Genomic DNA, 17,661 nt, shown 5'->3' on the forward strand with positions numbered 1-17,661 from the left:
CGACCTGATACGCTTCTCCCGCTGTTGAAGTTACTCGGGCGAGTGGCGGAATGGCAGACGCGCACGGTTCAGGTCCGTGTGTCCGGAAGGACGTGAGGGTTCAACTCCCTCCTCGCCCACCCTTGGGCCGACGACGAAATCGGCCCTCCCGGACCGACGTTATTGCTGGTCGCGGTTGCGATGTGAGAGTGAAGGCGCCGTGCGAGCGGCGCCTTCACTGCTTCTAGGGCCTGTGTAGCCGGAGGCGGGCTGGATATTCGCGTGGTCGGTGCGGTGAGGATCTCAGTTCGGTTGTGCCCAGTCGGTGAGCGGTCGGGTTGTTCGTCGGCGTGGACGTCGTCGCGGCGGTGTGGCCGGGCTGGTTGGGTGAGTGTGTCGCCAGTGGGCGTGTTTGCGCAGGTTGGACGCGGCGAGCTGGAAGCCGACCAGGAAGTGGACGGCGGCGATGCCGCGGACCCGGCGGGTGTCGGCCGATTCGAGGTTGGTGTTGGTGGGGTCCTTGAGGTAGCCGTTGGTTCCTTCGACGCCGTTGCGCAGGGTGCGATAAGCCCTGCTCCACTCGGGGCTTTCGAACGGCAAGGCCTGGCCGTGCTTTGCCCCGGCCTCAGGCGGGATGGTCACCGACTGCTGCGCGCAGACGGCAGGCGGCTCGACCGGGCTCGCAGCCGGGGTCACCGTGGGCTTCGCGGTGAACCGCATCGACGGGCGTTTCAGCGGACAACGAACGGTTGGTGTCTGACCAGCGGCTGGGCAGAGCATTCGCTGGTGCCCTTCCTCGTCTGGCTGGGTCTTGGGGCGCAGCTCGTAGGCGCGACGGGCGGCCAGCCGATGGCGCCAGGTGCCCTCGTCGACTCGTTGTTGGCGAACGTCGCGGGTGGCGTCGATGAGGCCGGTGGGCATGTGTGGGCAGTGCCAGCGTCCTTCAACCTGGATCGCGCCGGCGTGCTCGGCTTGGATGCCGAGTTGGTCATCGCGGTAGTCGAACAGCAGTTGGAAGCCCAGCGCCCGGGCCGGGAGCTGGAAGCTGTCCGCTTCGCTGTTGTTGTAGGCGCGGTCTCCGGCAAGCAGCCCGACGGGCCAACCGCTGGCAACGGCGTGGGTGAGCGCGTCGACCGCTGCGGCGCCGGGGCGGTGGCCGGGTCGTTCCAGGGTGTATCCGCCGACCAGCACCGGTGGTGTGATCCGGTCGTCGACGGGGCGGGTGGAGCCGTTGACCAGCAGCGTCGCCTCGTAACCGAACAGCTCCTTGACCACTTTCTTGTTCGCTTTGTTCTTGTTGTTCGTGCCGGGTTTCGGTTTCTCGGCTGCGGTGCGCAGGTAGACCCCGGCGTCGGGGTCGGCCGAGGTCGTGCCGGCCTTGCGGGATGGTTTGCGTGCGTTGGTCTTGATCGGGGTGGCGTCGACGCAGCTGCCGGTCGCGGGGTAGTCCCGCAGGGCCTCGAGCATGCCGGCCAGGCTCGGGGCCAGCACCCGGTGGCCGACCCAGTCGCGCAGCCTGCGGCGCTCGGCTTGCTTACCCAAGGTCATCGGGCTGAGCCGGGCAGCGAATTCCTCCTTGGTGAGCTTGCGGTTCTTCGGGTTCGGCGAGTCGTCGAACACGGCGATCATCGCGCGGAACAACCGGCGGACGACCGCGTAGGAGGCCTCCACCGAGTCCGCGGTCAACCTGCGTTCACCGACGCCGAGCAGCCGACGGGCCCGGGCGCTGATCCGATGGTGCAGCAGCAGGTTCACCCCGGTCAGCAGCACGGTCCGGTCGGTCACGGCGGTCAGCAACAGCCCGACCAGCAGTGCTTCGACCGTGATCGTGCGCGGCCGGCCGGCCGGGCTGTGTCGCCGGTCGGCCAGCGCGGTGGTGAAGAACTCGACCAGGCCGGTGTCGGCGATGTAGGCGCGGGCGCGGTCGACCTCGGCATCCGACACGGGCACGAGCTCGTCGCCGAGCGGCTGTTCCGCGGCCGCGGTGGCGTTCACGCGAGCTCGCGTAGGTGCCGCTCCGCCCGTGTCGGGGCGACCGTGGGTAGGTGTGGCAGCAGCCGGTCCAGGCTGGACAGCCCGTCCAGGCCCGCGGCGGCCACCAGCACCGGCAGCGGTGTCCCGGCCGCCAGGTGCTCGGCCAGCCAGGTGTCCCGCAGCCGCGCGACCTTGACCGGCGGGGTGGTGGGGCTGCCGTGAGCCCGCGCCAGCAGGTTCGATACCAGGTTCTTCGCCCGGACCGCGCTGGGACGGAACAAGAATCCGTTACCGGTGTCGGGGAGCTGCTCGGCGAGAACCTGTTCCCAACGCTGCTGGCACACCACCAGCCGTGTCCGCCGTCCGGTGATTTCGACTACCACCGCGCCGTTGCCGGCAACCCGGACGCAGCCGGTGCGCAGGGCGATGATCTCGTCGGTCGGCAACCCGCAGCCCAGCCCGAGCGCCAGCAGCAGGGTGCAAGCAGCGCGCAGCCCATCAGTGGGTTGCGAACGCGCCCACGACCACACACTGGCCTGTTCACTCGGGGTGTAGGGGCGCGCGGCGTCCGACGCGGACAGCGGGATGGGCTTCGCGCCGTCCACCCCGTGGACCGCGTCGGCCAGCCGACGCAGCCGGGCCCGATAGGTCGAACGGGTGTGCGAGGACACATGGACGCATCCCAGGTCCAGGAACCAGTCGATGGTGGCCGGGTCCAGCCAGGCCCGCGGGTCGGTGATGCCGTGCCCGTCGCAGAACATCCCCAGCTTGGCCACGACCGACATCAGCTCGGCCGCGCCATAGGGCAGATCAGGCCCTGCACGCCGGACCAGAGCCCGGACCCCCTCGGCGACTCGGTCCCAGGCCGGTGGGGCATCACGAGGGACGAAGGTCGCGATCCGTCGCTCCACCGCTCTCCTCGGGACATAGACTCCAGGAGCGGCCATGCTATTCGAATAGCAACCTGGTGGGGAGTGGGCTGAATGGGTACTCGTCGGTCCCAGGCGCCCCGCAGCCATGTCGTGTCCGGTCAGTGGCCGCATGCGGACCTCGATGGTGACCACGCCGCTGCGGTGATGCAGAGGATCGCCGCCCGACTAGCGCACCTGCTGGCCGAACAGGACGTGAGCCTTAACGCGTTGAGTAAGGCCGCGGTCGTCAACCGGCAGACGATCGCCAACATCGTGGAAGGTCGGGTCTGGCCGACCGTTGCGGTGCTGGCCGAGCTCGAACGGGCACTCGGAACCTCGTTCGCGCTGGACCCGGCTTTGTGGCCGGAAAGAGACGCCATGGATTCGAGCCTTTCGGGGCATGCGGACACGACACGATCGAGCCCCGAACGAGTGACAAAGCAGCGGAAGAAACGCGACATCCGCTAGCGTGCGAGCACGACGAGGCCCAAGTGGTCTCGAACGACCCGGTTGCTGTGGAAGGTGGCGGGTTGTTCGAGGTGAGGGTGTTGTCGACCGGCCGCCACCGAGCTGTCTGCTTGGTGGCGGCCTTGTTGCGCTATGCCATGCTCACCTGCCGATCACCAGCGGCCTGGCCGTCCACCACCACGGACGGACGTGGCAGCCAGTACCGCCCGGCGTCGTCCTGCACAACGTCGCCGCTATGCACCATGTCCCGCAAACGGGAACGCAAGTAGTCAGGGTTCGTGCGCTTCACCACCGCAGCCAGGTCCCGAGGCCACCAACCCTGCCCAGGCGCCTGCCGCATGATCACCATGACCTGTTCACGCAACGTCCCGTCCTCGTGGTCACGTTGCTCCTGCGCGAACGAGGCCGGGTGGGCAGGACCGGGATCCGCAGGCGGATCGAACCGGAAACACCCCCTGGCCACCCGGGTGATCTTGCCCTGACGAGTCAGTCGGCCCAGACGATCATTGACCTGAATCCGCGACGCGTTGGGAAACATCCTGTGCACATCAGCCGGGGACAGGACCTGCCCCGGCCGAGCCTCCAACGCATGGAAGACATCGTCGATCGATAACGGATTCCCCGCACCGCTCTGATGAGTCCCACGCGGCGCCACGTCAGCGGGGCTGTCAGTCCCAGACGGCATGCCCGGTTCCTCGAGGACCTGATCCAACAGCGCCCGCAACTCGCGATACTGCTCCGCAGCCTGCTGCGTACGTGCCAACTCGTCCATCAGCGCTGCAATGCGCTGATCATGCGCCTCAATCAGTGAGTCCAGCTTGGCGGCCAGCGCCGCCCCCGCAGGCTGTGTGGTCCCCGACATGCTCTGCAACGTAGTGCACGCAACCCCTCACACACGGCCACAGCCACACACGCCACGACAAGATCACCCAGTCAGGTACTGATAGAGACATCGCCCCCATGCCCGCACTCGGAAGCACTTCTCCACTGGAACAGAAAGCCGGGGCGGGTTGGCGGGAGGTGCCGAGTGGTGAGGCCCACTGGGTAGGTCACCGGGACGCGGGGCTGCGACTCGCCGCGTCTGCGGCGAGTTAGGGGAGTTCGTCGGTGTCGATCAGCGGGGACAGGGCACGCGCGGTGTCCGCCTGGTCGGTCACCAACGGCCAGCCACGCGCGAGGGCGCTGTGGACTGCATGCCCGACCCCGATGCTCATCCCGGGCGCCTGCTGGCAGAGGCTGGCCGCCCCTCCGCGGCACCCCGGACCAGAGCATCGACGATGGTGATCTCCAGCCCGAGCAGCACCTCCAGCGCAGCACGGGGATACCCGGCCTCGGTCCGCAGGATGGCCTCGGTGAGTGCCGCAGCAGGGATGGTGGAAGCCGCCAGTTGGTCACTCCCTTGCAGCCGCTCCCTGCCAGCCTCGACGGCCTCGCTGTCGGCCCTGTTCATCGCACCGCCGTGCCCGGTTTGCTGGTCGTGTGCAACCGCACCAGCAACTGCGCGAGGTGCTGGACGGTGGTGAGCAGGCCTGCGGACCATCTCGCCGGCGTTCAGATGTTGGCGCTTGGGTGCCACCCAGGTATGGAGGCTTCGTTGCGGCGTCAAGCAGCTCAAGAAACTTGTCACGCTGGAGCCGGAACTCGCTACTACCTGATGACGCGTTCGACCAATGCTCACCGACGGCGCCTGACAGCCAGGCCCAGCAGAGGAGGATCTCGTGGCTATTGGGGTAGTGGAGGTGGCGGTGGTGGTCGGTTACGGCTGCGCCGTCTTGCTGGGATGGATACGCGCGAGGACGGCGGCGCAGATCACTCGGGAACGTGAGACGAAGCGCCAGGAGATCATTCGATCGCTACCTCTCGGTAGCCGCGTCCTGGACATCAACGGCGCTGGCATCATGGTGGAAGTCGGACGCCAGACGACACCACCGTCGCAGTCACCGACCGGGAGCGAGGATGATCTTCAGCACTCCTGAGGACTGGAGAGAGGACGCGGCTTGCCGGGAGGATGGCTCCGACGGACTCTTCGCTCGCGGCGCTGCGCAGCGAGCGATGAAGATCGTCTGCTTGGGGTGCTCAGTGCGTACCGAGTGCTTGGCAGAAGCTTTGGACAACCGCATCGAGTACGGCGTCTGGGGGGGATTGACCGAGCGGGAGCGTCGAGCCTTGTTGCGCCGTCGACCGGATGTGGCGTCGTGGGCCGATCTGCTCTCGGCTGCGTGGGACAGCACTGAGCCGGACTCGGTTGTCGCTGGGGAGCTTGATGCGGTTGCTGAGTTCGAAGCTTGCTACAAGGCAGAGTTCACCCGGCTGGTCGGTTTTGTGATCAAGATTGGACATGACGAACAAGAAGCGCTTGATGCTGCCCAGGTGGCATTTACCGAAGCCTGGCGACAATGGAAGACCATTCGGGAACCCCGCGCCTGGCTCCGGAAGGTCGTCCGGCGCTGCCTTCAATACCTGCCCGAGGTTCCTTCCGCTGAAGTAGCCGACACGACCCGGCCGTTCGTGGCCAACGAGATCGAAATCGCAGAAGAAACACGATCCGTACTCGATGCTTTGCGGCTCCTGCCCTTTCGTCAACGTATAGTAATGGCCTACAAATATGACGGGTTCACGCCGACTGAAATCGCACGTGAGCTTGACCTAACACCCGAGAGCGTCCGCAAGACGCTTCAGCGAGCACGCGAAACGCTCAAACAATTCCTGCGGGGACACGGGAGAGATCGCGATGAGTGATCACGACGACACTGCGGCGTTCCTGGGTATGCCCGACGATGAGTTGTCGATCCTGTTGACGAAGGCCGGTGACGATCTCCAGACTGCTCTGGATCATGCCATCGACACCACGGAAGGGTATCGACAGATCATTTCTGACGTGGCGTCCGATGCGATATCCAATTCGCACAGCCATCAGGACAACGCCGGATAACACGGTGGTGGCCTACGTGGCCGCTGCCGATCACCGGCGGCTCCCGCGACTGACCCTCGGCGGCGTAGGTGGGTCCAGTCGCCCGACGCAGCTTGTTGCCAGGTTGATGTGGATGCCGAGCATGCGGGCCAGGACGGCTGGCCGAACTCCTCGAACCCGACCCCGTAGCCAACGAATCCGCCGCGCAGGTGGCCCACGTGCCACGCACGGTCCCGGGTGGTGGTCCGGCCAGCTCTCGCGGTCCAGAAGACCAGGGTTCCGGATCCTCCTGCAGCCACAGGACGTGTGGATTCGCAACCCTGGTCCTTGTTTCTCGTGTCGGCCCAAACCAGTAAGGAGCGACCTCGAGAATCCTGGGCCCGCATGGTTCGCGGGGGACGGTGTAGGTTCCGCTGCACCCAAGACCTCACGTTAACCCTCGAGCAGGGGCAGGTCCATTGCTGATCATTCTGGCCCGGACGTTTCCGGACACCCTGCCTCGCAGCTTCCGACATCTGTCGCGCATCCGTACCCGGTAGGTGGCGTGCACCGTCCTTTCGCCAAGTGGCCGAGGTCACAATCGACTTGGTCCTGTCCCTCGAGTCGCTGACCAGGAAGAACAACGGACTGCTCACGGCCCGGACGATTCCGTGCAGCTGGTGGTGGTGCCTGCGTTTGTACCGGGTGTCCGGGTCGTGCTGGACTTGTCGCACCGACACCCCGGCCGTCACGCGGCTTAGTGGCAGCCACCACTGTAGTCGCACTCGTCCCGGGGAATTCGGCCCAAACCAGTAAGTGGAAGAGACCGTCGAAAGGACCCACCATGTCGTTGGTGCGGACGATGCTGCCCAGGCGGGCGCGTCGATCCTGCGGGACGATCACCGCCCTGCAGTTGATGACCTTGTTCCTCATGGCCGGATTCGTGATCACGGCTACGGCCTTGGGCAGTCCGATCTGGCTGGCCGGCGCCGTCGCCACGGCCCTGCTCCGCCTCGTACTGCAAGGTCCGCTCCTGCGGTTGCCGTGGCAGGAGTTCCCACAGGGAGAGAGCGCGTGAAGGCGACCCCGATCCGGCCCCTGGTGGACTCCGATGTGGTGCGCCTACTCATCACTCAACGCGCGACGCGTCGAGAGGCCGAGCGGGCAATCACGGCCTTGCACGGGGCGATCGCGGCGAGCAAGCCCGAGCGTATCGAGCCTGAGCACTACACCCCGCTGCTCCAGTTCGAGGAGTATGACTTCGGCACGATCCAACACGCCTGGGACAAGCACAACACGACGCTCCTTCCCCGCGACGTCTACTGGCTCGTGCTGGACCTGTTCGATACCGACGCTGCTACACGGGACCGTATCGACCAGCTGTACCGGCGGGCGGCGCAGGCACAGGAAGCCATCGCCGAACTCGCACAGTCGATCGGTGATGATCAGATGCTCAACCGGCAGCGGGCCAGCTACATCCTGGCCCGACAACCACCGCGCAAGCTCGATGCCGAGCTGCGGCTGATCGCGACTGAGGACGCCTTCATGGATCACCTGCGCGCACTCAAGGAGCGCGGGGGTAAAGGGGTCCGCAGTCTCGCCGCGGAGATGCGCAAGGTTGATGCCGACGCCGCTCGCAGCTCCACCACCATCAACGACATGCTGGCCAAGCCCGTCGTGCCATCGGGGGAGAAGACGGTTCGGCTGCTCATTCAGGTGCTATTGCGCAGTATCCACAACGACACGTCTGAGGCGCTGGTGGACGAGTACATGGGGGTATGGAGCAGGCTGATCATCCAGCGGACCCGGAAACACCAGGCCCACTCGTGGTTGACGAACGCGTTGGATCGCATCGCGAAAGCCGAGAACGACGCGATCGCCGACAACCGGCACGACTACGCGTACGGGTTGCACATGGCTCGAACAATCGTCGCCACCGCCCTCGAGAGCGCGGCGCAACAGGAAGGCCTCGACCACAACGGCACCCTTATCACGAGCATCCCGGCATCCGACCCCTGACACCGATCGCGGGGTAGCGGCCGCCGATCACACTCGGCCCCGTTGCCCTTGAGATCTCCTCATCTCTGGGGCAGCGGGCCACGGTGACGAGAGCGAGCGGGTTCCCCGCCAGCACGTCGGCGGGAACACCCTAGATAGATGCATGTGGCAGTCCTACACGTCGACCATCCTGTCCGCTGCGGCTACATGCGGGTCTGTCCAGTAGTTGGTGTAACTGGTCTTGTTGGTTCTATTTCCTGGCTGCGGCCAGGCGTCCGGGGAAGGTGAGCTCGAAGGCGTTCAGTGGTGCCTTCCAGCGGGCGACCCAGCGTTTGCGTCCGGTGCCGGTGGGGTCGAGGCTCATCAGCGCCAGGTAGACGCACTTGAGCGCCGCTTGCTCGGTCGGGAAGTGCCCGCGGGCCTTGACCGCCCTCCGGATGCGCGCGTTGATCGACTCGATCGCGTTGGTCGTGCACACCACCGTGCGGATGTCCTTGTCGAACCGCAGAAAGGGCACGAACTCCGCCCAGGCGTTCTCCCACAGCTTGATGATGGCGGGGTAGCGTTGCTCCCACGTCTCACCGAAGGCGGCCAGCGCGTCCAGCGCCGCGGACTCGGACGGTGCGGTGTAGATCGGCTTGAGGTCCTTCGCGATCGCTGCCCAGTCGCGCTTGGACGCATACCGGAAGCTGTTGCGCAGTAGGTGGATCTTATGCCGATATCGGCATAAGGTCCATTATCCCGACTCCGGGGTTATTCCGATATCCGGTCGGGAGCGGTTGCCGTGGGTGGTGCCCGCGCTGGCGATGTCGGCATAATCCTGGCTCGTTGAGCGACGCTGGACCTTTCCATCGTATGGAGAGGAGAGCGTCATGGTGCACGTGCTGCACTCGGAAGTTGTGGGGCCGCTGGAGCCGTATGCCGACGGGTTCGCCCGGGAGTTGGTGAGGCGGGGATACGCGGTCAACGCTGCTGCACATCAGCTTGGGTTGGTCGCGCACCTGAGTCGCTGGATGATGTCGCAGCGGCTGGAAGCCGTGGATCTGACGCCGGAGGCGCTGGGGCAATACGTCGAGGTCCGCCGGAGGACGGGGCATCGCAACCTGCGTACGGTGAAGGCGCTGACGCCGCTGCTGGAATACCTGCGGGGCCTCGGATCAGTGCCCGTGATGGAGTCACCGACACCGCAGACGGCGGCTGCACGATTGCTGCAGCAGTATCGCGACTACTTGATCGAGGACCGTGACCTGCGGCCGAAGGTAGTGGTCGGCTATGTCGAGTCGGTGCGCCCGTTCATCGAGGCGCACGTGCGGGCCGGGGCCGGGGAACTCAGCGTGCTGAGGGCGGCAGATGTCACCGCGTTCATGGTTGCCTCCTCGCGGTGGTTGGCGCCCAAGACGGTGCAGCGGCAGGCGAGTGCGCTGCGCTCGTTGCTGCGATATTGGCATGTGCAGGGGTTGCTAGCCACCTCGCTGGTGGAAGCCGTTCCCAAGATCGCCACTGGCTATCCGGCAGTACCGCGAGCGTTGCCACCAGCGCAGGTGAATGAATTGCTGGCCTCGTGCGACCGCGATTGCGTCACTGGGCGTCGGGATTTCGCGATGCTGATACTGCTGTCGCGGCTGGGACTGCGCAGCGGTGAGGTCGCTGGGCTGGGACTGGACGACGTTGATTGGCAGTGCGGGGAAATCACTGTGACCGGCAAGGGACCCCGCAGCGACCGGCTACCGTTACCGGACGACGTGGGCCAGGCACTTGTGGACTATTTGTGCCACGGCAGACCGGCGGGTGCCTTGGACCGCAGCGTGTTCATCCGAATCAAGGCTCCGCACCACGGGCTCACGGCTGGTGGGGTGACCCAGGCAGTCGCCGCTGCCGCACATCGGGCCGGCGTGGGAACCGTGTATGCGCATCGGTTGCGGCACAGCGCGGCCACCTCGATGCTCGCCGCGGGTGCCTCGCTGGCCGAGATCGGCCAGGTTCTTCGACACCGCGGGTCGGTGACCACGGCGGCGTATGCGACCGTCGATGTTGCTGCGCTACGCACCCTGGCCCGGCCCTGGCCCACCGGGGGTGTGTCATGACCGGGCTGCACCAGGCGCTGGCCGAGTATCTGGCGCTGCGGCGCTCACTGGGTTACAAGCTCGAACGCGACGGCAAACTCCTCGCCCAGTTCCTCGACTGGCTCGACGAGCAGGACAAGCACACCATCACGCTGGCCGACACGCTGGACTGGGTACACCTGCCGGCAGAACCGAGCACGAGTTGGCTACGGATGCGGATGCAGGCGGTGCGCGGTTTCGCGACCTACCTGCACACCCTTGATCCGGCTGTCGAGGTCCCGCCGTCCGGGCTGGTGCCAGGACCGGTTCCTCGCGCGGTTCCTTACCTGTATTCCGATGCCGACATCGTAGCCCTGCTTGCCCAAGCCGAACAGCTGTCGAGTCCGCTGCGTCGGGCGACGATGCGCACCCTGATCGGACTGCTCGCGGTGACCGGGATGCGCCTGGGCGAGGTCCTCGCGCTCGACGACACCGACTTCGACCCGACAGCCGGGCTGCTGCTGATCCGGCATGCCAAGTTCGACAAGTCCCGGCAGATTCCCCTACACACCAGCACCACGACCGCGTTGCTGGCCTATCGCCGCACCCGTGACCAGATCATTGGCCGTCCAGTCAGTGATGCGCTGCTGGTCTCCACCGCCGGCACTCGGCTGCTGAACTACAACGTCGGACAGACCTTCGCCAAACTCATCCGCCGGGCCGGACTGGCTGGCCAGTCGCAAGCTCGCCAGCCGCGGCCGCATGATTTACGGCATAGCTTCGCGATCCGCACACTGCTGCGGTGGTATCGCGATGGGGGTGACGTTGCCGCCCGGCTGCCGCTGCTATCGACCTATCTCGGCCACGTCGCACCGGCGAACACCTACTGGTATTTGCACGCCGCTCCCGAACTGCTCGCCGAGGCTGCCCACCGACTCGAGGACGCTGCGGATGGTGGTGAGCCTCGATGAGTGCGATCGCTTCCACCGTGCAGACGTTTTTCACCGAGTATCTGATGCGCCAGCGGCAAGCCAGCCCGCACACCATCGCAGCCTACCGTGACCTGGTGCGGATGCTGCTGTTCTTCGCCGCCGAGCGCACTGGAATCGCGTGCCACCAGCTGCAGTTCACCGATGTCGATGCGGGGCTGGTCACCGCGTTCCTCGATGACTTGGAACACGGTCGCGGCAACAGCGTGCGCACCCGCAACGCGCGCCTGGCGGGGATCCACTCGCTTTTTGGCTACGCCGCCACGCACCATCCCGAGCATGCCGAGGACATTCAGCGAGTGCTGGCGATCCCTGCCAAGCGAGCCGAGCACACCATCATCACCTACCTCACCGAAGCCGAGTCCGAGGCACTGCTCGCCGCGCCGAATCGCAACACTCGCACCGGCAGACGAGACCACGCGTTGCTGCAGCTTGCAATCCAAACAGGACTACGAGCATCCGAACTGACCTCCCTGACCCGCCGCGACATCCACCTCGGCACCGGGGCACACATCCGCTGCCGCGGCAAGGGACGCAAACACCGCATCACCCCGCTCACCCACGGAACCGTCACGGTGATGCGGACCTGGATCCGCGAACGCACCGGCGACGAGGATGATCCGCTGTTTCCCACCAACCGCGGCAGCTCGATGAGCCCCGACGCACTCGCCCAGCGGGTCCGCATCCACGCCAGCACCGCAGCACGGTCCTGCCGATCGCTGGCCAGCAAGAACGTCACACCACACGTGCTGCGCCACACCGCAGCCATGCGGCTGCTGCACGCCGGAGTCGACACCACCGTCATCGCGCTCTGGCTCGGACACGTCGACGTGACCACCACCCAGATCTATCTCGAAGCCGACCTCGTACTCAAACAGCGAGCGCTCGACCGAACCACGCCACCGAAAGCGACGCCCGGCCGCTACCGCCCACCCGACCAGCTCATCGCCTTCCTCGAAGCCCTCTGATTATGCCGACATCGCCAGCGCGGGCACCACCCACGGCAACCGCTCCCGACCGGATATCGGAATAACCCCGGAGTCGGGATAATGGACCACGCAGGTCTGAGTGATCGCTTGCGGCCACACGGTTTCGATGGCCTCGGGCAACCCTTTCAGCCCGTCACAGACGACGATGCACACGTCGGCAGTGCCGCGGTTCTTGATCTCTGAAAGAACCCGGAGCCAGTACTTGGCGCCCTCGCCGTCGCCGTGCTCGCCGGCCCACAACCCGAGGATGTCGCGCGTGCCTTCCACCGTCACACCGAGCGCGACGTAGATCGGCCGGTTCGCGACATTGCCCTCTCTGATCTTGACATTCACACAGTCGATGAAGACCACCGGATACACCGCGTCCAGCGGCCGGTTCTGCCAGTCGGCCATGCCCTCCATCACCCGGTCGGTGATCGTGGTGATGGTCTGCTTGGACACCTGCGCGTCGTACACCTCGGCCAGATGCGCGGCGATCTCACCATGCGTGAGCCCCTTGGCGGACAACGAGATCACCAGGTCATCCATCCCGGTCAGCCGGCGCTGGCCCTTACGCACCAGCTGCGGCTGGAAGGTGCCGTCCCGGTCTCGTGGCGTGGTGATCTCCACCGGTCCAGCCTCGGTCACCACCTGCTTGCCGCGCCGACCGTTGCGCGAGTTGCCACCGTCACGGCCGGCCGGGTCGTGCCTGGCATAGCCGAGATGGTCATCCATCTCGCCCTCCAACGCCGACTCGACGACCTTCTTCGTCAGCATCGCCAACAAGCCGCCCTCGCCGGTCAACTGCAAGCCCTCGGCCCGCGCCCGATCCGCCAGCTGCTGCACCAGCTGATCATCCACCGCATCCGTCGTCGCCGACGTATTCACCTCACGGCCGTTGGCCGTCACATCAGTCACAGGTGTCTCCTTCATCTCAGGAGTTACACCAACGAAATTACAGTCCCCGACATGCCTCCTGTATCACCGAGTCGGGCCTGCGGTGACCGTTTGGGAAATGATCACCGTTAGCGTGGGAAGCGTGCTCGCAAGACACGCTGACCGTGCTGGTCAGCCGATTTCGTCGGGAGCCCACCCTTGTCGGGGCCCTGGCGGCCCCTCCCGGTATCCCGATTCGTTGTGGGGGGCCCACCCCCCACACCCCCCAGGGTGCGGTGGTTGCGTTGGGTGCGATGGTTGCCCGGTGAGGTTTGACCCAGCGTGGTTATGTGATTTCCCTTTGTTCTAGGGCTTGTTTGGCTTCTTGCATTTCCTGGTGCACATCCGGGGGAAGCGTGCGCTTCAGGATGGGGTGCAGCAGGTAGGCCAGCGGTGGCTTGAAGGTGATGTCGACGGTGCGGGTGACTTTCGTGCCCTCGGGGGTCGGGGCGCAGACGAAGCTGGCCGCGAAGGCGGAGAAGCGGCGGGCCAGGCGGTTGTGCGGGGGTGGGGCGTACTCGATGTCCACCCGCTCACCGGGGGTGAGGCTCATCCGGGAGACCAGTGTGGGGCCGGGGCCCGGGATACCCGGTAGATGCGAGCGGAACTTGAACTCGGTCACGTCGTCCTGCCTGCGTACCCAGTCGATCCGGCCCAGCTTGCTGTCCACCTCGGCGTAACGCTCGGCATCCAGCACGAAGGCGAGGAACTCCTCCGGTGCGCACCGTACGGTCTGCTCCACTGTGACACCAACCATAAGTGAGAGAGTACTCTCTTACTATGGCGAGAACCACTCCCGGAGTGACCAGGGAACGCATCCTCGACGAGGCCGTCCGGCTGTTCGCCGGCCGTGGCTACGACGCGACCTCTGTGGTGGATATCCAGGTGGCCTGCGGGCTCGCGCCCGGCTCGGGCGCGCTCTACAAGCACTTCCGTTCGAAGCGGGAACTGCTCGAGCACGCCGTGCGGCGCAACATGGAGACGTTGGCGCGCAGCCAGGCCGAGGCGATGACCGAGGTGCCGACCGAGCCGCGGGCCGCGCTCCGGCTGCTGGCCGAGGTCGTCTGGCGGGTGCTGGACGACGAGCGCGAGCTGGTCCGGATCATGGTCCGCGAGTTCGCCGGGTTTCCCGAGCTGTTCGAGCAGATGTGGCAGGCCGTGCTGGCGAACGTCTACCGGGTGGGTGCCGGCTGGATCGAGGGGCTACGCGACCGCGGGCAGGTCGAGGTGGCGGATCCGGAGGCCACCGCGGCCGTGCTGCTCTCCTCGCTGACCTACTACCCGATCCTGGACACCCTGATCGGGCACACCCCTGGTGACCTGGGCCGGGAGCGTTTCCTGGCGGCCTGGCTGGAGCATGCCGCGGCCACCCTCGGGCTTCCCTAGGTGCGGTGGGCGGCGACGGCCGCGCGGGTGGCGGGCACGACCTCCTCGGTCCAGCGGTGGAACTGGTCCAGGTCGTCGTGCTCGGTGCCGAACACGAAGGTGTCCATGCCGTACTCCACGGCCAGTTCGGTGAGCTCGTCCACCCACTGGTCCACCGGCCCGTGCAGGAAGCCACGGGGTGCCGGCGTGATCGACCCGAACACGTTGTAGATCCGCCGGATCTCCGACGGTGCGCGTCCCGCCGCGGCGGCGGCCTCGTCGATCACCGCGTGCTTGGCGGGCAGGGCTTCCGGAGGGACGTAGCTGGAGGAGGGGATCCAGCCGTCCGCCGACCTGCCGAGCTCGGCCAGCAGCCGGGGCCCGAGCACGCCCAGCCAGAGGGCGATCGGGTGCGCGGGTGGCGGGCCCGGACGCACCCCGGCCAACCGGTACGCCGAGCCGTCGAAGCGGACCGCGCGCTCGGCCGACCACATCCGCCGGATCACCTGGATCGCCTCGACCAGCGCCGAGGCCGCCTGCGCCGGGTCGCGCACTGGCCCGTCCATGGCACCGATCGCGTCCCGGAACCCACCGGCACCGAGGCCGAGCTCCAGCCGGCCACCGGAGAGCACGTCCAGGCTGGCCGCGGCCTTGGCCAGCATCGCGGGTGGGCGTAGCGGCAGGTTGGCCACGTCCGGGAACGCGTGCACCCGCTCGGTGCGGGCGAGCACGGTGGCCAGCAGGGACCAGGTGTCCAGGAACCGGCGCTGGTACGGGTGATCCTGGATGCCCACCACGTCCAAGCCGGTCCGGTCGGCGAGGGCGACGATGTCCATGATCCGTTCCACCGAGTCCGCGTTCGGGGTGGGGAACACGCCGAACCGGATCTCCCGCCGGTAGTCGGTCACGATCGCACCGCCTCGGCACGCAGGGTCTCGTGGGTCGGGGCCTCGGGGACATGCGCGGGCCGCTTGGCGTCCAGCTCCCTGCGCAGCACCGGGATCACCTCCTCGCCGAGCAGGTCGAGCTGCTCCAGTACGGTTTTCAGCGGCAGGCCGGCGTGGTCGATCAGGAACAGTTGCCGCTGGTAGTCGCCGAAGTGCTCGCGGAAGGTCAACGTCTTGTCGATCACCTGCCGCGGGCTGCCCACGGTGAGCGGGGTCTGCTCGGCGAACTCCTCCAGCGAGGGGCCGCCGCCGTAGACGGGCGCGTGGTCGAAGTACGGCCGGAACTCGCGCACCGCGTCCTGCGAGTTGCGCCGCATGAACACATGCCCGCCGAGGCCCACGACGGCCTGGTCGGCCGTGCCGTGCCCGTGGTGCTCGTAGCGCTGCCGGTACAGCTCGATCAGCCGCTGGAAGTGCTCCTTCGGCCAGAAGATGTGGTTGGCGAAGAACCCGTCGCCGTAGTATGCGGCCTGCTCGGCGATCTCCGGGCTGCGGATCGAGCCGTGCCACACGAACGGCGGCACCCCGTCCAGCGGGCGTGGGGTGGAGGTGAATCCCTGTAGCGGGGTGCGGAACCGGCCCTCCCAGTCCACCACGTCCTCCCGCCACAGCCGGTACAGCAGGTGGTAGTTCTCGATGGCCAGCGGGATGCCCTGCCGGATGTCCTGGCCGAACCAGGGATACACCGGCGCCGTGTTGCCCCTGCCCAGCATCAGGTCCACCCGGCCGTCCGCGAGGTGCTGCAACATCGCGAAGTCCTCGGCGATCTTCACCGGGTCGTTCGTGGTGATCAGCGTGGTCGAGGTGGAGAGGATGAGGCGGCGCGTGCGGGCCGCGACGTAGCCGAGCATGGTCGTCGGCGAGGAGGGCACGAACGGCGGGTTGTGGTGCTCGCCGGTGGCGAACACCTCCAGCCCGACCTCCTCGGCCTTCTCCGCGATGGCCACCATCGACTTGATCCGCTCAGCCTCCGAGGGCGCGACACCGGTGGTCGGGTCGGGGGTCACGTCGCCGACGGTGAAGATCCCGAACTGCACGACAACTCCCTGGGGTAGTGATTCAACGCTCAACTACATTCAACCACGGCGCCCCCGACCTTGTTCCCTGTCCTGGTGTCTTATTCAAGTGTCGGGTTATTCAGGTCCGTAGCGTGCGTCACCACTGCTGTGAACTGCAACGACCTCTCGCACGGGCCTGGCGGCCCGCGGTCGCTGGGTCGTTCTGAATAACCCTCCTGGTTCTCAGGTCTCGAGCAAGTCCTTGTACTCCGGGTGCTTGTTGATGTAGTCGGCCACGTACGGGCACACCGCCCGCACCCGGCTGCCTTCCGCCCGCGCGGCGTCCAGCGACGCACTGGTCAGCCGGCCGGCGAGGCCCTGGCCCCGCCGCTCCGGGTCGACCTCGGTGTGCGTGAACACGAGCAGGCCCGGCTCGCGCCGGTAGGCGGCGTGCCCCACCAGCTCCGTGCCGATGTGCAGCTCGAACCGGGACCGGTCCGGGTTGTCGGTGACCTGGATCTCGCCTTCGGATTCACTCATGGTTCCGATGCTCCCGGATACCCACCGGCGCCGCGCGGTAGAAGCGGAAGCGCCGGAAGCCGAGCGGGACGAGCCCCGGGGTCTCGTTGATCATCCGTGGCACCGGGTCGTCCGCGCGCAACGCGGTCTCCACGGTCCGCTGGTGCGCTTCCTCGTCCACGAACTCCGCGTAGTTCAGCACGTGCCTACCGTCCGTGCTGAGGTGGAAGTTGCTGGAGATGTTTCCATCCGGCTCCCGCGCGGGTTCGGTGAACCCGGGCACCGTCTCGAACAGGGTGTCCACGAACTTCCTCGCCGTGTGCTCGCCGTCGGTGTCGAACCGGACCACCACGATGATCCCGGGCGTCGGGTTCGGTCCGGTCGCGGTGAAGCTGCGGTAGCGCCGGTAGTGCCGTCCGCGCTCGCCAGGGTTCGCCTCGGCCGTCCACTGCGAGTACCGCAGCACGGTGTGCCCGTCGGTACCGAGGTAGACGTTGCGGGACAGCAGGCCGGGCTCCGGCCCGCCGGCGAGCGCGTCCTCCGCGGCTTCCCGTTGCTCGCGCGGGTCGTCCACCGTCCATTCGTGCGCCAGCACCAGTGCGGCGTCGGGGCGGATGATCCGGGGCGGTGTCGTCTCGTTCGTCTCGTTCATACCGGTGACGTTAGGCAGGCGGCCG

20 protein-coding genes, 1 tRNA gene and 3 pseudogenes are annotated in these 17,661 nt (G+C 66.8%); 12 read left to right on the top strand and 12 right to left on the bottom strand.

What is annotated here, in order from left to right; genetic code table 11:
• Nucleotides 1-36: 36 nt before the first annotated feature.
• Nucleotides 37-119, top strand: a tRNA-Leu gene (locus tag FB471_RS18390).
• Nucleotides 120-282: 163 nt separating this feature from the next.
• Here FB471_RS18390 and FB471_RS18395 read toward each other — a convergent pair.
• Nucleotides 283-1,974, bottom strand: coding sequence for a hypothetical protein (locus FB471_RS18395; protein ID WP_141999686.1), 1,692 nt, complete (start codon nt 1,972-1,974; stop codon nt 283-285).
• Nucleotides 1,971-2,864, bottom strand: a complete 894-nt coding sequence (locus FB471_RS18400) for a hypothetical protein (RefSeq protein ID WP_141999687.1) — start codon at nt 2,862-2,864, stop codon at nt 1,971-1,973. Before FB471_RS18400 ends, FB471_RS18395 begins: the two co-directional genes overlap by 4 nt.
• 111 nt (nt 2,865-2,975) lie before the next feature.
• Here FB471_RS18400 and FB471_RS18405 point away from each other — a divergent pair, with 111 nt between their 5' ends.
• A complete protein-coding gene (locus FB471_RS18405; protein ID WP_170220849.1) occupies nt 2,976-3,332 on the top strand; it encodes a helix-turn-helix domain-containing protein in 357 nt (118 codons plus the stop codon).
• A 130-nt stretch (nt 3,333-3,462) separates the two neighbouring features.
• On the opposite strand, the gene FB471_RS18410 is transcribed toward FB471_RS18405, so the two are convergent.
• The 3 genes from FB471_RS18410 to FB471_RS18415 all read right to left on the bottom strand — a co-directional run bounded on the left by FB471_RS18410 (nt 3,463) and on the right by FB471_RS18415 (nt 4,782).
• The gene (locus FB471_RS18410; RefSeq protein ID WP_141999689.1) at nt 3,463-4,194 is read right to left on the bottom strand and encodes a hypothetical protein; all 732 of its coding nucleotides are present in this window, start codon (nt 4,192-4,194) and stop codon (nt 3,463-3,465) included.
• 229 nt (nt 4,195-4,423) lie between these two features.
• Entirely contained in the window at nt 4,424-4,546 is a 123-nt protein-coding gene (locus tag FB471_RS35510) for a hypothetical protein (RefSeq protein ID WP_281287405.1), read from the bottom strand.
• Nucleotides 4,543-4,782: a hypothetical protein gene (locus FB471_RS18415; RefSeq protein ID WP_141999690.1), complete on the bottom strand. Its 240-nt coding sequence runs from the start codon at nt 4,780-4,782 to the stop codon at nt 4,543-4,545. The genes FB471_RS35510 and FB471_RS18415 overlap by 4 nt, the downstream gene beginning before the upstream one ends.
• Before the next feature lie 268 nt (nt 4,783-5,050).
• On the opposite strand from FB471_RS18415, the gene FB471_RS18420 reads away from it, so the two are divergent.
• From FB471_RS18420 to FB471_RS18440, 6 genes and pseudogenes are all read left to right on the top strand, one after another.
• Nucleotides 5,051-5,308, top strand: a complete 258-nt coding sequence (locus FB471_RS18420) for a hypothetical protein (protein WP_141999691.1) — start codon at nt 5,051-5,053, stop codon at nt 5,306-5,308.
• A pseudogene (locus FB471_RS35175) lies at nt 5,289-5,552 on the top strand (WhiB family transcriptional regulator); the annotation flags it as partial. The gene FB471_RS18420 and the pseudogene FB471_RS35175, both read left to right, overlap by 20 nt.
• Nucleotides 5,538-6,071: an RNA polymerase sigma factor gene (locus tag FB471_RS35180; protein ID WP_281287439.1), complete on the top strand. Its 534-nt coding sequence runs from the start codon at nt 5,538-5,540 to the stop codon at nt 6,069-6,071. The pseudogene FB471_RS35175 and the gene FB471_RS35180, both read left to right, overlap by 15 nt.
• Nucleotides 6,064-6,264, top strand: a complete 201-nt coding sequence (locus FB471_RS18430) for a hypothetical protein (RefSeq protein ID WP_141999692.1) — start codon at nt 6,064-6,066, stop codon at nt 6,262-6,264. The genes FB471_RS35180 and FB471_RS18430 overlap by 8 nt, the downstream gene beginning before the upstream one ends.
• A gap of 802 nt (nt 6,265-7,066) precedes the next feature.
• Nucleotides 7,067-7,300 (top strand): hypothetical protein, encoded by a 234-nt coding sequence (locus FB471_RS18435; RefSeq protein WP_141999693.1) that lies wholly within the window; start codon nt 7,067-7,069, stop codon nt 7,298-7,300.
• A complete protein-coding gene (locus FB471_RS18440) occupies nt 7,297-8,241 on the top strand; it encodes a hypothetical protein (RefSeq protein WP_141999694.1) in 945 nt (314 codons plus the stop codon). Before FB471_RS18435 ends, FB471_RS18440 begins: the two co-directional genes overlap by 4 nt.
• 229 nt (nt 8,242-8,470) lie before the next feature.
• Here FB471_RS18440 and FB471_RS18445 read toward each other — a convergent pair.
• Nucleotides 8,471-8,929, bottom strand: a pseudogene (locus FB471_RS18445) (transposase); the annotation flags it as partial.
• Nucleotides 8,930-9,092: 163 nt separating this feature from the next.
• Here FB471_RS18445 and FB471_RS18450 point away from each other — a divergent pair.
• Genes FB471_RS18450 through FB471_RS18460 form a run of 3 tightly spaced genes read left to right on the top strand, consistent with a single transcriptional unit; the run spans nt 9,093 to nt 12,219 of the window.
• Nucleotides 9,093-10,304, top strand: coding sequence for a tyrosine-type recombinase/integrase (locus tag FB471_RS18450; protein WP_141996467.1), 1,212 nt, complete (start codon nt 9,093-9,095; stop codon nt 10,302-10,304).
• A complete protein-coding gene (locus tag FB471_RS18455) occupies nt 10,301-11,233 on the top strand; it encodes a tyrosine-type recombinase/integrase (RefSeq protein ID WP_141996466.1) in 933 nt (310 codons plus the stop codon). The genes FB471_RS18450 and FB471_RS18455 overlap by 4 nt, the downstream gene beginning before the upstream one ends.
• A complete protein-coding gene (locus FB471_RS18460; RefSeq protein ID WP_141996465.1) occupies nt 11,230-12,219 on the top strand; it encodes a tyrosine-type recombinase/integrase in 990 nt (329 codons plus the stop codon). Before FB471_RS18455 ends, FB471_RS18460 begins: the two co-directional genes overlap by 4 nt.
• Before the next feature lie 81 nt (nt 12,220-12,300).
• Here FB471_RS18460 and FB471_RS18465 read toward each other — a convergent pair.
• Nucleotides 12,301-13,080: pseudogene (locus FB471_RS18465) on the bottom strand (IS256 family transposase); the annotation flags it as partial.
• 361 nt (nt 13,081-13,441) lie between these two features.
• A complete protein-coding gene (locus FB471_RS18470; RefSeq protein WP_141999695.1) occupies nt 13,442-13,912 on the bottom strand; it encodes an SRPBCC family protein in 471 nt (156 codons plus the stop codon).
• 23 nt (nt 13,913-13,935) lie between these two features.
• Between FB471_RS18470 and FB471_RS18475 the strand changes: the two genes are divergently transcribed.
• Nucleotides 13,936-14,541 (top strand): TetR/AcrR family transcriptional regulator, encoded by a 606-nt coding sequence (locus FB471_RS18475; RefSeq protein ID WP_141999696.1) that lies wholly within the window; start codon nt 13,936-13,938, stop codon nt 14,539-14,541.
• On the opposite strand, the gene FB471_RS18480 is transcribed toward FB471_RS18475, so the two are convergent.
• The 4 genes from FB471_RS18480 to FB471_RS18495 all read right to left on the bottom strand — a co-directional run bounded on the left by FB471_RS18480 (nt 14,538) and on the right by FB471_RS18495 (nt 17,636).
• Nucleotides 14,538-15,428 (bottom strand): LLM class flavin-dependent oxidoreductase, encoded by an 891-nt coding sequence (locus tag FB471_RS18480; protein WP_141999697.1) that lies wholly within the window; start codon nt 15,426-15,428, stop codon nt 14,538-14,540. The two genes, FB471_RS18475 and FB471_RS18480, sit on opposite strands and share 4 nt — an antisense overlap.
• Nucleotides 15,425-16,504 (bottom strand): LLM class flavin-dependent oxidoreductase, encoded by a 1,080-nt coding sequence (locus FB471_RS18485; RefSeq protein ID WP_141999698.1) that lies wholly within the window; start codon nt 16,502-16,504, stop codon nt 15,425-15,427. Before FB471_RS18485 ends, FB471_RS18480 begins: the two co-directional genes overlap by 4 nt.
• 204 nt (nt 16,505-16,708) lie before the next feature.
• Entirely contained in the window at nt 16,709-17,005 is a 297-nt protein-coding gene (locus FB471_RS18490) for a GNAT family N-acetyltransferase (RefSeq protein WP_141999699.1), read from the bottom strand.
• Entirely contained in the window at nt 16,998-17,636 is a 639-nt protein-coding gene (locus tag FB471_RS18495; protein WP_141999700.1) for an antibiotic biosynthesis monooxygenase family protein, read from the bottom strand. The genes FB471_RS18490 and FB471_RS18495 overlap by 8 nt, the downstream gene beginning before the upstream one ends.
• Between the last annotated feature and the right edge of the window lie 25 nt (nt 17,637-17,661).

The organism is Amycolatopsis cihanbeyliensis, assembly GCF_006715045.1.
Lineage (GTDB): Bacteria > Actinomycetota > Actinomycetes > Mycobacteriales > Pseudonocardiaceae > Amycolatopsis > Amycolatopsis cihanbeyliensis.

Bases quoted from the DNA above. Each gene is read 5' to 3' on its own strand.
- FB471_RS18415 (WP_141999690.1), bottom strand. From the start codon at position 4,782: ATGAACAGGGCCGACAGCGAGGCCGTCGAGGCTGGCAGGGAGCGGCTG.
- FB471_RS18435 (WP_141999693.1), top strand. From the start codon at position 7,067: ATGTCGTTGGTGCGGACGATGCTGCCCAGGCGGGCGCGTCGATCCTGC.
- FB471_RS18430 (WP_141999692.1), top strand. From the start codon at position 6,064: ATGAGTGATCACGACGACACTGCGGCGTTCCTGGGTATGCCCGACGAT.
- FB471_RS18410 (WP_141999689.1), bottom strand. From the start codon at position 4,194: ATGTCGGGGACCACACAGCCTGCGGGGGCGGCGCTGGCCGCCAAGCTG.
- FB471_RS18470 (WP_141999695.1), bottom strand. From the start codon at position 13,912: ATGGTTGGTGTCACAGTGGAGCAGACCGTACGGTGCGCACCGGAGGAG.
- FB471_RS18495 (WP_141999700.1), bottom strand. From the start codon at position 17,636: ATGAACGAGACGAACGAGACGACACCGCCCCGGATCATCCGCCCCGAC.
- FB471_RS35510 (WP_281287405.1), bottom strand. From the start codon at position 4,546: ATGAGCATCGGGGTCGGGCATGCAGTCCACAGCGCCCTCGCGCGTGGC.
- FB471_RS18490 (WP_141999699.1), bottom strand. From the start codon at position 17,005: ATGAGTGAATCCGAAGGCGAGATCCAGGTCACCGACAACCCGGACCGG.
- FB471_RS18455 (WP_141996466.1), top strand. From the start codon at position 10,301: ATGACCGGGCTGCACCAGGCGCTGGCCGAGTATCTGGCGCTGCGGCGC.
- FB471_RS18450 (WP_141996467.1), top strand. From the start codon at position 9,093: ATGGTGCACGTGCTGCACTCGGAAGTTGTGGGGCCGCTGGAGCCGTAT.
- FB471_RS18460 (WP_141996465.1), top strand. From the start codon at position 11,230: ATGAGTGCGATCGCTTCCACCGTGCAGACGTTTTTCACCGAGTATCTG.
- FB471_RS18475 (WP_141999696.1), top strand. From the start codon at position 13,936: ATGGCGAGAACCACTCCCGGAGTGACCAGGGAACGCATCCTCGACGAG.